Genomic DNA, 12,933 nt, shown 5'->3' with positions numbered 1-12,933 from the left:
CGGTCGAAGGGCTTCGCATCCTCGACATGCGCTGATAGCCTGCTTGGCTAGGCAAGCATGTTGAATGTGAGGCTTCAATGTCGTTTGAGTACACGCCTCCCAAGTACGCGCAGTTGATCACCGAGCTTGAGCGGCGCATCGACTCCGGCGAGTATCCGGCGGGTTCGCTGCTGCCCAGCGAACACACGCTCATGGCGGAGTTCGGCATGGCGCGTCCCACGGTGGTCAAGGCTCTCGGCGTACTTCGCGACCAGGGGTGGATCGTCACCCAGCAGGGCAAGGGCCGGTTCGTGCGCGGTCGCCCGGCGATTCCCAAAGGCCAGAAGGCGCGTACGGGCCGCGAGCTCCTCGACCGGACAGAGACTCAGGCCGCGAGCAGGCTGCTGGCGGCCGGACCGGTGGAGGCTCCCAACCGCATCGCCGCCTACCTTGGCCTGGAGCAGAAATCCGCGGTCGTGTTGCGCAAGATCCTGGTGGAGCGCGACGGCGAACCTACCGAGATCTCCGCCACCTGGGTTCCGGCCACTGTCGCCGAAGGTACGGCCCTGGCGGAGTCGGCCGATCTACGGCAGGGCATTCGGCGCTATGTGGAGAGTGCGGCCGGCGTCTCCCTGGATCACATCATCGAGCACATCACCGCGCGCAACCCCACAGCTGAGGAACGCAAGCTACTGGGCGTGAAGAACTCGGCCGCGCTACTGGCCGTGTATGCGGTCGCCTGCGATGCGACAGGTAAGCCGTGGGTGGTGGTGGAGACCGTACTCCCCGGTGATCTTCACGAGCTGGAAGACGCCTACCCGATCCGGTAATCCAACTTTCCCCATGAAGCCCGCTTGGTGCACTTGACTAACCAAGCGGGCTTCGTGCTTAATGAAGGAGTAACTTGGTCAGTCAAGCAGACTGGCTAACCAAGAAGAGGAGTTGTTGCTTTATGGCCCTCCAAGGCCCCATCCCCGTCCGTTTCGAGCAGGTCTTCCCGCACGGCTGCTTCATCGTCGGCGAGGTCGAGCAGGTCAAGGACTTCGACGCCTCGTCCAAGGGACGCACCGTCTATGCCAAGGACAAGAACACCGGAGAGCTGGTGTGGCAGGTCGCGGTCATGGACGCAGACCCCACCGTCAAGGCCGGTCAGAAGACGGTCTCGGTCAAGATCTTGTCCCCGGTTCAGCCGATCGTTCCGGCTGCGCTGCCGGGTCTGCCGTTCGTGCCGGTGGAGTTCGACGGCATGACCGCCACCGCCTACGTCGCCCAGAACACCGGCCGCCTGGCCTGGTCCATCCGGGCAACCACGATGCGGGCTCCCCGCTCCGCTGCGGCTCCGGCCAAGGCTGCGGCCGGTAAGGACGTGGCGGCGTGAGCGAGCACCTTCCCTACACCCGCGCCGTGGTGACTCTCGACGAAGACGGCACCCGGCTCGACACCTCGTTTCGCACTCCGTACCTGTCGGTCACGGTGCTGGGCGCCGAGGGCGGGCAGCCGTTCCTGACCCTGTCCTCCCGCGAGGCACAGGTGATCATCTCCACCACCGGCGGCGGACCGGTCACCGAACGGGACGTGACCCTCGCCCGACAGATCGCCGAAGCAGCCGCGCGCTACCTGGCCGACTGCGAGCGCCTGCACACCGAACAGTCCACCAGCCTCCACCAGGTCGACACCTCCGAGCAGGGCAAGGCGGCCTGACACGAAGCGGGGCCGCTGGAACTGGCATTCCGGCGGCCCCTCGGTTCTCCCCAGACGCGAATCAAGAGAGGTCTCAAGCCTAATGTTCAGAAAACTGCCCGGCGACGAGGCACAGCACCTCGTCTCCACCACCCCCGACACCGCCGTCGTGTTCCGCCCGGCCGTGGTCCATACCCCGGCCATCTTCACCATCGCCATCTTCCTGTGGCGGCTGCTGGCTGGAATCGTCCGGCTCATCTGGCGTCACCCGATCGCCCTGGCCCTGCTCGCCGTGCCCTCCGTACTTGGCGTTCTGTACGGCTGGCGACTCGCCCTGGTCGTCGTCGCCGTTCCCGTCTCGCTGCTCGCTCCGTGGCCGTTCTTCGATCGGGCCTCGTTCAACCGGTGGATGGGCTGGCGACTGCTGGCCTGGTGGCGGCTGGTGTGGATCTACCGGCGGCACTGGCAACCAGTGATGATCGTCTCTGGGCTCGGCCGGAACCTGCGCGGTCGTGACTACCTGCCCCGCCTGGTCAAGGTCACCTGTACCTCGTGGGCCGACCTGGTCACGGTGAAGATGCTCACCGGCCAAGCGGTCAAGGACTGGACCGACCGTATCGAGCACCTGGCCCACGGATTCGGCGCCACCTCCTGCCGGGTGACCATCGCCCGGTCAGGCCGGCTGCTTCTGGCCTTCCCCCGGCGTGACCCGCTGGCCACCCCCTTACCCGCACTGCCCATCCCCGAGGTCGCCTCGGTCGGGCCGGTCGAGATCGGCCGGTGCGAGGACGGCACCCCGTGGCGGCTCAAAGTCCACGGCACCCATGTCCTGGTAGCCGGTGCCACCGGGGCGGGCAAGGGCTCGATCATCTGGTCCACCGTCCGAGGGTTGCTGCCTGCGGTGCGGGCGGGCCTGGTCCAGGTCTGGGCACTGGACCCCAAGCGGATGGAACTGTCCTACGGCCGCGACCTGTTCGGCACCCGCTACGCCGCAACCCCGGCGGCCTGCGCCGATCTCCTGGAAGCTGCTGTGCAGATCATGCAGGAGCGGGCCGACCGGTTCGCCGGACTCCAGCGCAACCACACCCCCACCCTCGATGACCCGTTCGTCCTGGTCGTGGTCGACGAGGTGGCGTTCCTGACCGCCTACCAATCCGACAAGAGCCTGAAACTGCGCATCTCCGCCGCGCTGGCGACGCTCACCACCCAAGGCCGTGCGGTCGGGTTCGGCGTGATGGCGGCCCTCCAGGACCCGCGCAAGGAGGTCATGAACGTCCGCAACCTGTTCCCCGACAAGATCGCACTCCGGCTGGACGAGTCCGAGCAGGTGGACATGGTCCTCGGCGACGGTGCCCGTGATCGGGGCGCGCTGGCCGATCACATCTCCCCGGTTCCCGAGCAAGGCGCCGGCATCGGCTACATCCGCCTGGAGACCTCACCCGATCCGATCCGCGCCCGTGCCGGCTACGTCTCCGACTCTGACATCCGCGCCATGGTCGCCGAGTTCGCCGGGGAGGCAACCCAGTGAAGATCATCATTCAGGGCACCCTCGCCGAGATCGACGCGATCCCCTTCCGCCTCCTCGGCAACCTGTCCGACTCCCCGGCGCGGTTCGAGCTGGTGCTGTCCGACCTGGTCAACCTCCGGCTGCGCCGCGACCCCTACAGCGCCTCCTACCGGTTCACCGCCGACGTGCTCGCCCCAGAGGAGGACAAATGACCGACACCCCCACCCCCTCGCCGGACGGCTCCGACCGCACCTTGCCCCGCCTCGCCCGTGACACCCTGCCCCTCGCCCTGGACGTGGCAATCGAGGTCGCCAAGCTCAACGGGGTCTGCATCCGCCCCCTCGAAATGCGGCGCTTGGACACCCACACCGGCACGATCGAGTAGTTCAACATCCCCTGCGGCACCACCCAGGAAGCCAAGTGCCCGCCGTGTGCGCAACGCAACCAGCAGCTGCGCAAAGCCCAGTGCCGGGAAGGCTGGCACCTGGACCACGAACCCATCGCCGAACCCCACCCCTCCACCGAAGACCAGCGATGGCTGATCGAGTTCCGGGCCGATGTACAGGCCAAACGGGACGAGGCTGAACACGACGGGGAAGAAGTCGCCGACTGGGATGAGGCCATCGCGGGCATTGACGCGGAGATCAACGCCGCCGGGATGCGCGGCAACGTCCTAGGCGGTCGAGCGACCCCGAAACGCTCGCGCTCGACGAGGCGACGTCAGGATGCACCGGACCTGCCCAAACGGGCCAAGCAGGACACCACCCTCGGACGCACGTTCATTGCCCCCGATGGCAGGGTGCATCGGCCGTCGCTGTTCGTCACCCTCACCCTGCCCTCCTACGGCAAGATCCGCTCCGGCCTGGGCGTGCCGGTCGATCCGAGCACCTACGACTACGCTCGCGCGGCTCGCGACGCGCTGCACTTCTCCAAGCTGGTCGACCGGTTCGTGCAGAACCTGCGCCGAGTGGCCGGCTACGACGTGCAGTACTTCGCCACCGTCGAACCACAGAAGCGGTTCGCTCCGCATCTGCACATGGCAATCCGCGGCACCATGCCCCGCGCGGAGATCAAGGCCATCGCCGCCGCGACCTACCACCAAGTGTGGTGGCCATCGGTCGACGAGGTGAAGTTCGACGGCGACCACCTGCCCACCTGGGCGCCACGGGCCGACCTGAGCGACGGCGCCACCTACCCGGACGGCCAAGCAGGCGACTACCTCGACCCCGAAACCGGGGAACTGCTGCCCACCTGGGACGAAGCCCTCGACCAACTCGACGCCGACGAGGCGGCCGAACCACTGCACGTAGTCCGCTTCGGCCCCCAGGTCGATGTTCAGGGCATCGTCGCCGGATCACCGGACGCTCACAAGCGCATCGGCTACCTCACCAAGTACCTGACCAAGAACCTCGGCGACCCCCTCGACCCCAACGACTCGGACAACGATGCCCGTCGTGACCACGCCGTGCGGATGGTCGAGGCACTGCGCTACGAACCGTGCTCACCGACGTGCCCGAACTGGCTGCGCTACGGAATCCAGCCCAAGGGAGCCAAGGCGGGCATGCTGCCGGGCCGGTGCAAAGGAAAAGCCCACAAGGCCGAACACCTCGGCTACGCCGGACGCCGCGTCCTGGTCTCCCGTAAGTGGTCCAACAAGACCCTTCGCGAACACAAGCAGGACCGGCGGGCCTGGGTCCTCGACATGCTCGGCCTGCCCGACGACACCGTCACCGACCCGCACCGCTACGTCTGGCGGCCGGTCTCCTCCAAAGACCCCAACCGCACCCCGCTGGCCAAACGACTGCTGCGTGAGGTCGCCAACCGCCAGCGCACCCGCGCACGCCTGATCGAACTCCAAGCCAGAGCAGACGGACGACCGATCGAAGATCTTTCGGTAATCGAGATTCGGGAGGCAGCGTGAGCAAGAACCGCGACCAGCTCATGACTGTTCCGGAAGTCCTCGACGAACTCGGCGGGGTGTCCCGGCGCACCTTCTACCGCTGGCGAGAGATCGGTCACGCTCCGCAGGGCCTCAAGCTCCCGAACGGCGAGATCCGCATTTACCGCAGCGAGTTCACCGCCTGGCTTGAGACCCTTCGGGAGGCGGCATGAATATCTCGTACGACGTGAAGTTTTGGGAAGTTCGACGGAATCAATCCAGTAAAACCGTGTCGTATGAGATTCGCTGGAAGGTCGGTGGTCGTCAAAAGTCCAAGACTCTGCGAACGAAGGCTCTCGCCGAGAGCTTCCTGTCGGACCTCCGCCAGGCGGCCAGGCGGGGTGAAGCCTTCGACATGGAAACCGGCTTGCCCACATCCATGGCCAAGGTGAAGAACGCGGTCACCTGGTTCGCTTTCGTCATGGCGTACGTGGACATGAAGTGGCCACACGCGGCAGCCAAGACGAGAGACAGTCTCACTGACGCTCTGGCGACCGTCACCCCTGCCCTCGTCAACGAGAGCGCATCGGGCAAGCCTGAGCCGCTCATTCTCCGGGAGGCTCTGCGGCAGTACGCCCTTCCTCCGGTCTCTCGGCAGTCGGAACGCCCTGAAACCATCCGATCGGCTCTCGCGTGGCTTGAGCGTCATTCCCTCTCCGTGGCTGACCTGTCCAAGGTCCGCAACGTACGCCTCGGGCTCGACGCGCTGACGCTCAATCTCGACGGTGGAGCATCGGCGGCAACCACGATCGCCCGTAAGCGGTCGGTCTTCTACAACGCCCTTCAGTACGCGGTGGACCTGGAGGAACTGCCCTCCAACCCGATCGACAAGGTGAAGGCGTGGAAACCTCCAAAGGTCCGGGAGGTCGTGGACCGGCGCGTGGTGGTCAACCCGGCCCAAGCTCGGGAACTGCTCACCGCGGTGACCTATGTGAGCCGTCTCGACCGTGGCCGGCACCTGCGGGGCTTCTTCGCCTGCCTGTACTTCGCCGGTCTCCGTCCGGCTGAGGCGCTCGGACTCAGCAAGCAGGACTGCCACCTTCCCGCAACGGGCTGGGGGGCGACTCATCCTGGCCAAGTCCAAGCCGCAGACGAACAAGAAGTGGACCAACAGCGGTGAGGCTCACGACGATCGGGGCCTGAAGCACCGGGCCGAAGATGAGGGCCGTCCCGTGCCGGTCCCGCCCGAGCTGGTGGCCATCCTGCGCGAGCACATCGAGGAGTTCGCCATCCACGAGGACGGCCAGCTGTTCCGAACCTCGCGCGGCGGCGTGATCTCCATCGGGACCTACTGCGAGGTGTGGAGAGCGGCCCGGAACCTGGCATTGACTCCCGAACAGGTCGCCTCACCTCTGGCGGCGCGGCCGTACGACCTGCGGCACGCGGCCGTCTCGCTCTGGCTCAACGCCGGGGTGGCGGCTCCCGACGTGGCCGAGCGGGCGGGGCACGGCGTGGACGTGCTGCTCAAGGTCTACGCCAAGTGCATTGACGGAGGCGCGGAGATCGCCAACCGCAGGATCGAGGACGCGTTGGCCGCGTGACTCGCCGTTCAGCGAAGGGGCCTCGGAAACACCGGGGTCTCTTCTGCTCTATCAAGGTGCGCCGAAGTCACGATAGGTACCTGCCGAACTCGCGCTCCATGAGGTCCCAGAACGACCTGTAGCGGACCTCGCCCGGATGCCAGGTCGCGAAGTCCCATGCCTCCCACTCGCCGTCAGGTCCAACGACGTGCGGGTTGAGCAGGTACACCTGCCCCTCGATGTACTCGGATATGTAGAGGCTGCCGGACATGGACTCCTGATGGAGATACCACTGATCCTGTGGGTCGTGATCGTCCTCCAACTGATCCCAGATCCGGGCGAGTTCTGGGTCGACATCACGGGTCCAGCCGACTTCGGCCAGGGACATCAGGCGGAGAGATGCATGGCTGTACTCGTCCCAGCCATTGGTGACCTGGAGGAACTCCCGATAGCTTGGCGGCAGACGCATGCCGAGGCGTTCCTCGTGTCGCGCGATCTCGGCCTCCCCGGCACCCGGCGCGCCGAGCCAGGTGGCACGGCCGAATCCGTCGTCCGGATCCGCTCGCTGTTCCGGCGGAATAGCCCTGTACTCGGCGAAGTACTTCTGGGCCGCGTCGTTCACGGTGCGGAGAAGGTCGCCCCAGGGGTAACGGGGGGTATTGGAGATCGCCATGGCGGGGACCCTAACGGTCACACCCGACAGTTCAGCCGATGTAAGGCGCAACCGTCCCACCTGACCGGTTTCTGCTTCTGCCCTTGGTCTCCCTGTATCAGCCGCCCGCCTCGCTCCAGCCCTCGTCGAGCCTGGCCAGCAGCAGCTTCGCACCGGGACGATGCCCACCGCCTCCGGACGGATCATCGGCAACACGGCGGAGCATGTCCGTGGCACCACGGACGCGCCTCACGATTCCTTCGATGAGGCCGACAGACCCGGCCAACGGATCCTCGTAGGTCCCGAACCCCGGCTCGGGACAGAAGCATCCCCACCAGTCCAGCAGCGCGTTCAACGCCTCCTGGCGGGGTGGTCCCGGCTGTTCCCCGATCGCCTCCAGAAGCACGCTCGCCGCGGGAACGGCGGCCGGGTAGAGGGTTCCGGCATGGTCGTTTGTGACCGCGTACCGGAGATCGGCCAGCGCGCGGGCGGCCTGCCGAGCGTCTACAGACCGGGTCAGCGCCTCCATCGCCGCTCGGGCGGCCTCTGGGAGGTACCAGGTAGGTCCGGGTATCCGGTCCCAGTCCATATGATCCATGGCTCCCCTCCCGCTTCTCGGGGCAGGGTTCTCGGGCGCGGCCTGGGAGAACGTCTCAAGATCCATCCCGCATATATCCCGCGAACACCGGCCGAGAGCCGCTCACGGCGGCATATGGCTGCATACCCCGAAAACGATCAACGGCGCCTGCCCCAAGGGAAGTCCCTGGTCAGACGCCGTTTTCGGTGCTCAGCGGAGAGCGTGGGATTCGAACCCACGAGACCGGTCACCCGGCCTAGCGGTTTTCAAGACCGCCGCCATCGTCCACTAGGCGAGCTCTCCTGGTGACACGTCCCAAGAACGTGTCAGATTGCACACTAGTCTCTCATTGGCCCGGACGTGCCCGAGACCCGGCAGGCGCTGAACAACAAAGCGGAACATCGGCCTGCCGGGCCGGCGGGTCAGGGTTGGGGACCGGCGAAGCCGTCACCGACCGAGGCGGCCAGGCGGAGGTAGGACTCGCGGGTGGCGGGCTGGAGCCGCTCCAGGTCGATCTCCGCGCCCTCCTCCAGATGCGTGTCGTAGGGGACCCGGATGACCGCGCGGCAGCGGGCCGCGAAGTGGGCTTCCAGGCGGTCGAGGTCGACGGTCGACTTCGACCTCGGGCGGACGCTGCACAGCACCACGGTGGCGGAGCGGACCAGCTCCTCGTAGTGGTGGGCCTCCAGCCAGTCCAGGGTCGCCGAGGCGGCGCGGGCGCCGTCCACGGAGGGGGAGCTGACCAGGACGAGCTGGTCGGCCAGGCCGAGCACGCCGGACATCGCCGAGTGGAGCAGGCCGGTGCCGCAGTCGGTGATGCAGATCGAGTAGAAGTTCTCCAGGACCTGGGCGACCGACTGGTAGTCGGACGCGCTGAAGGCCTCGGACACCGACGGGTCACGGTCGGAGGCGAGGATCTCCAGGCGTGAAGGGGCCTGCGAGGTGAAGGCCCTGATGTCGACATACCTCTTGATCTGCTGGCGCTCGTTGAGCAGGTCGCGAACCGTCGCGGAGGTTTCGAGCTCAACCTTGTCCGACAGGGTGCCCCGGTCGGGGTTGGCGTCGACCGCGATGACCCGGTCTCCGCGTACCTGGGCGAGGGTGGCGCCGAGGCCGACCGTGGTGGTGGTCTTGCCGACGCCGCCCTTGAGGCTGAGCACGGCGACGCGGTGGTGGCCGGTGGCCACCGGGGTGCGCGCGCGGCCGACCAGCTCGCGACGGCGGCGGACCTCGGGGGACTCGCCCGGCTTGATCAGTCCTGCGGACGCCTTGTAGACCAGCTTCCGCCAGCCCCCGGCGGGCGCGTTGCGGCGCCCACGGAGCAGCGACTCCGGATCCAGGCTGTCGGCCGACGGCCGGGGGGCCGCGCCCGGAGGGTGCTGCCTGGCCGGCGTGCCGAAGGCGGCCGCCGGAGCCGTCTGACGGCGGCGTGCCTGGTACGGCTCCCGTACCGGTTCGGCCGCGTCCCTGCCGGGTGCGAAGGGGTTCTCCCGTTCCATCCGCTCCTGGGCTGAGGCGGCCTCCCGCCCGGAGGTGACACCACGTTCCTGGGATGAGCCGCTCTCCCGGCCGGGCGCGAAGAGGTTCTCCCGTTCCGTGCGCTCCTGACCGGAGGAACCGGAGGAGGAGTCCGAGAAGGCGGAGAAAGTGGAAGGAGAGGAACGTTCCGATGACGGTGACGGTGACGCGGCCGGCTCCGGCCGGTCGGCGCCGAAGGACTCGGGGGCCTGAAAAGGCTCGGGCTCGCGGGAGGACGGCGAGGCGGGGGCCGGAGCGGATGACTCCTTCGCCGCCGGTGTCGCCGCGGATTCGCCACCGGTGGGGAACCTGTCGGTTTCCACCGAACCGAAGGTGAAGCGGTCGGCGGTCTCGGCCGCGGGCCGGTCGGTCCCGGCGCTCTCCACGGAGAAGTCTCCGCTGCCGAACGAGAAGGCCGTGCCGCCCGGGGTGGACTGCGCGCGGTCCTGACCGCCGCCGAAGCCCTCACTGCCGAAACCGCTGCCGAAGGAGAACCGGCCCGGGTCGGTGCCGCCGAACTCGTCGCTGCCGAAGGTGAACCGCTGGGTGTCCGAGGAGGCCGGCGTGGCCGGCTCAGGGTCGGCGGTCCCGGCGGACGAGGTGGACGAGGTGGATGAAGGGGCGGGATCGGAGGACTCCGCCTGGCGCTGGGGTTGCTCGAACAGGCCGCGGGACGGCTCGTGCGCGGGCGCCGCGAACGGGGTGCGGATGTGCGGTTCGGTGAAGTCCCTCGGAGCGCTGTCGCCGGGTTCCTCGCGCGGCAGGGGCTTGAGCGGCGCGAGAAAGCCGTCATTGTCCTGCTTGCCGGGCGCCGGGGCGGGCACGGTGAAGGAGCTCACCGTGTCGGAGGCCTCCATCCAATCGGCCGCGTCGGCGTCCTCGACCGGTGGTTCGGCCGTCGGCGAGCTCGTGGCCGGGTGGGCCGAGTCGACGGCCGCGCGGAACAGCGGCGAGGACGCCGTGTCGGGCTCGGCCGGGACCAGACTCCAGGGGTCCTTCGGGTACGGCGAGACGACGGTGTCGTCCACCGTGGTGGCCTGCACCGCCAGGGCCGGCGCCTCCTCCTGCTCTTTGATGGCGTCAAGCCACGCGAGCTGTTCCTCGAGAGATTCCTCACGATCGTGTCTTGCCACCGTGTTCCCCCTCGGGATGGGCATAAAAGGGCAGCAAACACATAGCAGGTTAACGCCCTGTGTTCTTGTCAACGCGAGCAACCACCAAGTTGGCTTGGCGGATACCTTTGCTCACATGCGCGCCATCGTGATCGATAAACCAGGCGGACCGGAAGTTCTGACGTGGCGGGAGGTTCCCGACCCGTTACCCGAGCGCGGCGAAATCATCATCGACGTGGCGGCCTCCGCGGTCAACAGGGCCGACGTGCTGCAGCGGCAGGGTTTCTACAATCCGCCCGCCGACGCCTCTCCGTACCCGGGACTCGAGTGTTCCGGCGTGGTCGCCGAGGTGGGGCCGGACGCCGTGGGATTCGCGCCGGGTGACCGGGTGTGCGCGCTGCTCAGCGGCGGCGGGTACGCGGAGAAGGTCGCCGTGCCCTGGCAGCAGGTCATGCGGGTGCCCGACGGTGTCGACCTCGTCGAGGCGGCCGGGCTGCCCGAGGTGGCCTGCACCGTCTGGTCCAACGTCTTCATGACCGCGCGCCTGCGGAAGGGCGAGACCCTTCTCGTGCACGGCGGCGCCAGCGGGATCGGCACGATGGCCATCCAGCTGGCGAAGGCGTTCGGCTCGCGGGTGGTCGTCACCGCCGGGTCGCCCGAGAAGATCGTCCGCTGTCTGGAGCTGGGCGCCGACGAGGGGATCGACTACCGGCGGGAGGACTTCTCGGAGAAGGTCGAGGCCGATGTGATCCTCGACATCATGGGGGGCAGGTACCTGCCGGGGAACGTCAGGGTGCTCAAGACGGGCGGGCGGCTGATCGTGATCGGCCTGCAGGGCGGCACGAAGGGCGAGCTGAACCTGGGAGCCCTGCTGGCGAAGCGGGCCTCGGTGCACGGCACCACCCTGCGCGCCCGGCCCGTCGACGAGAAGGGGGTCATCGTCCGCGGGGTGGTGGAGAACGTCTGGCCCCTGGTCGACGCCGGGGCGATCCGGCCCGTGGTGCACGCCCGGGTGCCGCTGAGCGACGCGGCCGAGGCTCACCGGATCCTGGAGTCCGGGGAACACACCGGGAAAATCCTGCTAGTAGGTTGAAGACTATGAACGCTGAGGAGAGCACTCCGCACATCGTTGTCGTGGGCCCCCATGGCTCTCAGGAAGATGAGACCTCCGAGGGACGATCGGTCGCCGACCTGGTCGAGCAGCCCGCCAAGGTGATGCGTATCGGCAGCATGATCCGTCAGCTCCTGGAGGAGGTCCGGGCGGCTCCGCTGGACGAGGCCAGCCGCAAACGGCTCAAGGAGATCCACCAGAGCTCCATCAAGGAGCTTGAGGACGGTCTGGCGCCGGAACTGGTCGAAGAGCTGGAACGGCTGTCGCTGCCGTTCACCGAGGACGTCAACGGCGCCCCGCCGAGCGAAGCGGAGCTCCGGGTCGCCCACGCCCAGTTGGTCGGCTGGCTTGAGGGGTTGTTCCACGGCATCCAGACCACGCTCTTCGCCCAGCAGATGGCGGCCCGCGCCCAGCTGGAGAACATGCGCAGGGCCCTGCCCGGCGGCATCTCCCTCCAGCAGCAACAGCAGGAGGGGCACGGCGCCAACCCCGGCCCCTACCTGTAGGGCTCCCGTCAGGGGCTGTAGAGCCGTTCAAGGACTCCGGCGACCCCGTCGTCGTTGTTGGCCGCGGTCACGTGATCGACCGCGGCCAGCACCTCCGGGTGGGCGTTGGCGACGGCGTACGAGGTGCCTGCCCAGCGGAGCATCGGAAGATCGTTGGGCATGTCGCCGAAGGCGATCACTTCGTGCGACCCGATGTCGCGCGTCATGGCGAGATGAGCCAGCGCCGAGGCCTTCGTGACGCCGTACGCGCTCATCTCGATCAGTGCCCGGCCGCTGGAGTGGGTGGGGGTGACCAGATCGCCGACCAGCCCGCAGACCGCCGCGTGGAGAATGTCGGGATCCATCGTGGGGTGGAGTGCCAGTAGTTTGGCGCAGGGCCGCGAGGTGAGCGTGGTCGTCCCCACAAGAAGTCCGGCGACCGCCCTGCTGTCCCACCCGCCGAGACGGAAGTCCGATTCGTGGGCGAATCCACCCTCGTATTCCACTGAGAAGGCGAGGTCGGGAACCTTTTCCCTGAGCCGTCTCACCACCTCTTCAAGCACGTCCGGGTGGATGAGGTGGGATTTGACGATCTGCTCGGTGTGCAGGTCGTAGACGAGGGCTCCGTTGGCGCATATGGCCAGCCCGCGATGGCGCACGGCTCCCGCGACCGTGTGCATCCAGCGGGGCGGCCTGCCGGTCACGAAGACCAGCGCCGCCCCGGCGTTCTCCACAAGCGCAAAAGCGGCGGCTGTACGGGGGGAGACGGTGCCGTCCGAACGCAGAGCGGTGCCGTCGAGGTCGGTGGCGACCAGCCTGGGGCTTCGCATAACAAGTCCCAGTCTGCACTGTG

Annotated in this window: 16 protein-coding genes and 1 tRNA gene; 12 read left to right on the top strand and 5 right to left on the bottom strand. The window is 67.7% G+C overall.

What is annotated here, in order from left to right; genetic code table 11:
• The first annotated feature begins 77 nt into the window (after positions 1 to 77).
• From ACQP0P_RS02425 to ACQP0P_RS02380, 10 genes are all read left to right on the top strand, one after another.
• The gene (locus ACQP0P_RS02425) at positions 78 to 809 is read left to right on the top strand and encodes a GntR family transcriptional regulator (protein WP_433370298.1); all 732 of its coding nucleotides are present in this window, start codon (positions 78 to 80) and stop codon (positions 807 to 809) included.
• A 122-nt stretch (positions 810 to 931) separates the two neighbouring features.
• Positions 932 to 1,357, top strand: coding sequence for a plasmid replication, integration and excision activator (locus ACQP0P_RS02420; protein ID WP_433370295.1), 426 nt, complete (start codon positions 932 to 934; stop codon positions 1,355 to 1,357).
• A complete protein-coding gene (locus ACQP0P_RS02415; RefSeq protein WP_433370292.1) occupies positions 1,354 to 1,680 on the top strand; it encodes a hypothetical protein in 327 nt (108 codons plus the stop codon). The genes ACQP0P_RS02420 and ACQP0P_RS02415 overlap by 4 nt, the downstream gene beginning before the upstream one ends.
• 82 nt (positions 1,681 to 1,762) lie before the next feature.
• Positions 1,763 to 3,187 (top strand): FtsK/SpoIIIE domain-containing protein, encoded by a 1,425-nt coding sequence (locus tag ACQP0P_RS02410; protein ID WP_433370289.1) that lies wholly within the window; start codon positions 1,763 to 1,765, stop codon positions 3,185 to 3,187.
• Positions 3,184 to 3,378 (top strand): hypothetical protein, encoded by a 195-nt coding sequence (locus tag ACQP0P_RS02405; RefSeq protein WP_433370286.1) that lies wholly within the window; start codon positions 3,184 to 3,186, stop codon positions 3,376 to 3,378. Before ACQP0P_RS02410 ends, ACQP0P_RS02405 begins: the two co-directional genes overlap by 4 nt.
• Positions 3,375 to 3,551: a hypothetical protein gene (locus tag ACQP0P_RS02400; protein WP_433370283.1), complete on the top strand. Its 177-nt coding sequence runs from the start codon at positions 3,375 to 3,377 to the stop codon at positions 3,549 to 3,551. The genes ACQP0P_RS02405 and ACQP0P_RS02400 overlap by 4 nt, the downstream gene beginning before the upstream one ends.
• 6 nt (positions 3,552 to 3,557) lie before the next feature.
• Complete coding sequence (locus tag ACQP0P_RS02395; RefSeq protein ID WP_433381638.1) at positions 3,558 to 5,087, top strand: replication initiator; 1,530 nt, start codon at positions 3,558 to 3,560, stop codon at positions 5,085 to 5,087.
• Entirely contained in the window at positions 5,084 to 5,278 is a 195-nt protein-coding gene (locus ACQP0P_RS02390) for a helix-turn-helix transcriptional regulator (RefSeq protein WP_362871544.1), read from the top strand. Before ACQP0P_RS02395 ends, ACQP0P_RS02390 begins: the two co-directional genes overlap by 4 nt.
• Positions 5,275 to 6,225, top strand: a complete 951-nt coding sequence (locus ACQP0P_RS02385; RefSeq protein WP_433370280.1) for a hypothetical protein — start codon at positions 5,275 to 5,277, stop codon at positions 6,223 to 6,225. Before ACQP0P_RS02390 ends, ACQP0P_RS02385 begins: the two co-directional genes overlap by 4 nt.
• Positions 6,226 to 6,277: 52 nt before the next feature.
• Positions 6,278 to 6,646 (top strand): hypothetical protein, encoded by a 369-nt coding sequence (locus ACQP0P_RS02380; protein ID WP_433370277.1) that lies wholly within the window; start codon positions 6,278 to 6,280, stop codon positions 6,644 to 6,646.
• A gap of 67 nt (positions 6,647 to 6,713) precedes the next feature.
• Here the strand turns inward: ACQP0P_RS02380 and ACQP0P_RS02375 are convergent, their stop codons facing one another.
• From ACQP0P_RS02375 to ACQP0P_RS02360, 4 genes are all read right to left on the bottom strand, one after another.
• Positions 6,714 to 7,298: an SMI1/KNR4 family protein gene (locus ACQP0P_RS02375; protein ID WP_433370274.1), complete on the bottom strand. Its 585-nt coding sequence runs from the start codon at positions 7,296 to 7,298 to the stop codon at positions 6,714 to 6,716.
• 97 nt (positions 7,299 to 7,395) lie between these two features.
• On the bottom strand, positions 7,396 to 7,875 hold the full coding sequence (locus tag ACQP0P_RS02370; protein ID WP_433370271.1) for a hypothetical protein: 480 nt from the start codon (positions 7,873 to 7,875) through the stop codon (positions 7,396 to 7,398).
• A gap of 193 nt (positions 7,876 to 8,068) precedes the next feature.
• Positions 8,069 to 8,157: transfer RNA gene (locus ACQP0P_RS02365), tRNA-Ser, on the bottom strand.
• A gap of 119 nt (positions 8,158 to 8,276) precedes the next feature.
• Positions 8,277 to 10,505: an AAA family ATPase gene (locus tag ACQP0P_RS02360; RefSeq protein WP_433370269.1), complete on the bottom strand. Its 2,229-nt coding sequence runs from the start codon at positions 10,503 to 10,505 to the stop codon at positions 8,277 to 8,279.
• Between the two features lie 115 nt (positions 10,506 to 10,620).
• Between ACQP0P_RS02360 and ACQP0P_RS02355 the strand changes: the two genes are divergently transcribed.
• Both ACQP0P_RS02355 and ACQP0P_RS02350 read left to right on the top strand, forming a co-directional pair.
• Positions 10,621 to 11,577 (top strand): NAD(P)H-quinone oxidoreductase, encoded by a 957-nt coding sequence (locus ACQP0P_RS02355; protein WP_433370266.1) that lies wholly within the window; start codon positions 10,621 to 10,623, stop codon positions 11,575 to 11,577.
• 5 nt (positions 11,578 to 11,582) lie between these two features.
• Positions 11,583 to 12,101: a bacterial proteasome activator family protein gene (locus ACQP0P_RS02350; protein ID WP_433370263.1), complete on the top strand. Its 519-nt coding sequence runs from the start codon at positions 11,583 to 11,585 to the stop codon at positions 12,099 to 12,101.
• Between the two features lie 8 nt (positions 12,102 to 12,109).
• Here the strand turns inward: ACQP0P_RS02350 and ACQP0P_RS02345 are convergent, their stop codons facing one another.
• Positions 12,110 to 12,910: an HAD family hydrolase gene (locus tag ACQP0P_RS02345; RefSeq protein ID WP_433370260.1), complete on the bottom strand. Its 801-nt coding sequence runs from the start codon at positions 12,908 to 12,910 to the stop codon at positions 12,110 to 12,112.
• Between the last annotated feature and the right edge of the window lie 23 nt (positions 12,911 to 12,933).

Origin of the sequence: Streptosporangium sp. CA-115845, assembly GCF_050943795.1 — a bacterium.
GTDB lineage: Bacteria > Actinomycetota > Actinomycetes > Streptosporangiales > Streptosporangiaceae > Streptosporangium.
The sequence above is the reverse complement of the archived record's forward strand: the minus strand, read 5'-3'. Positions and strand labels throughout refer to the sequence as shown.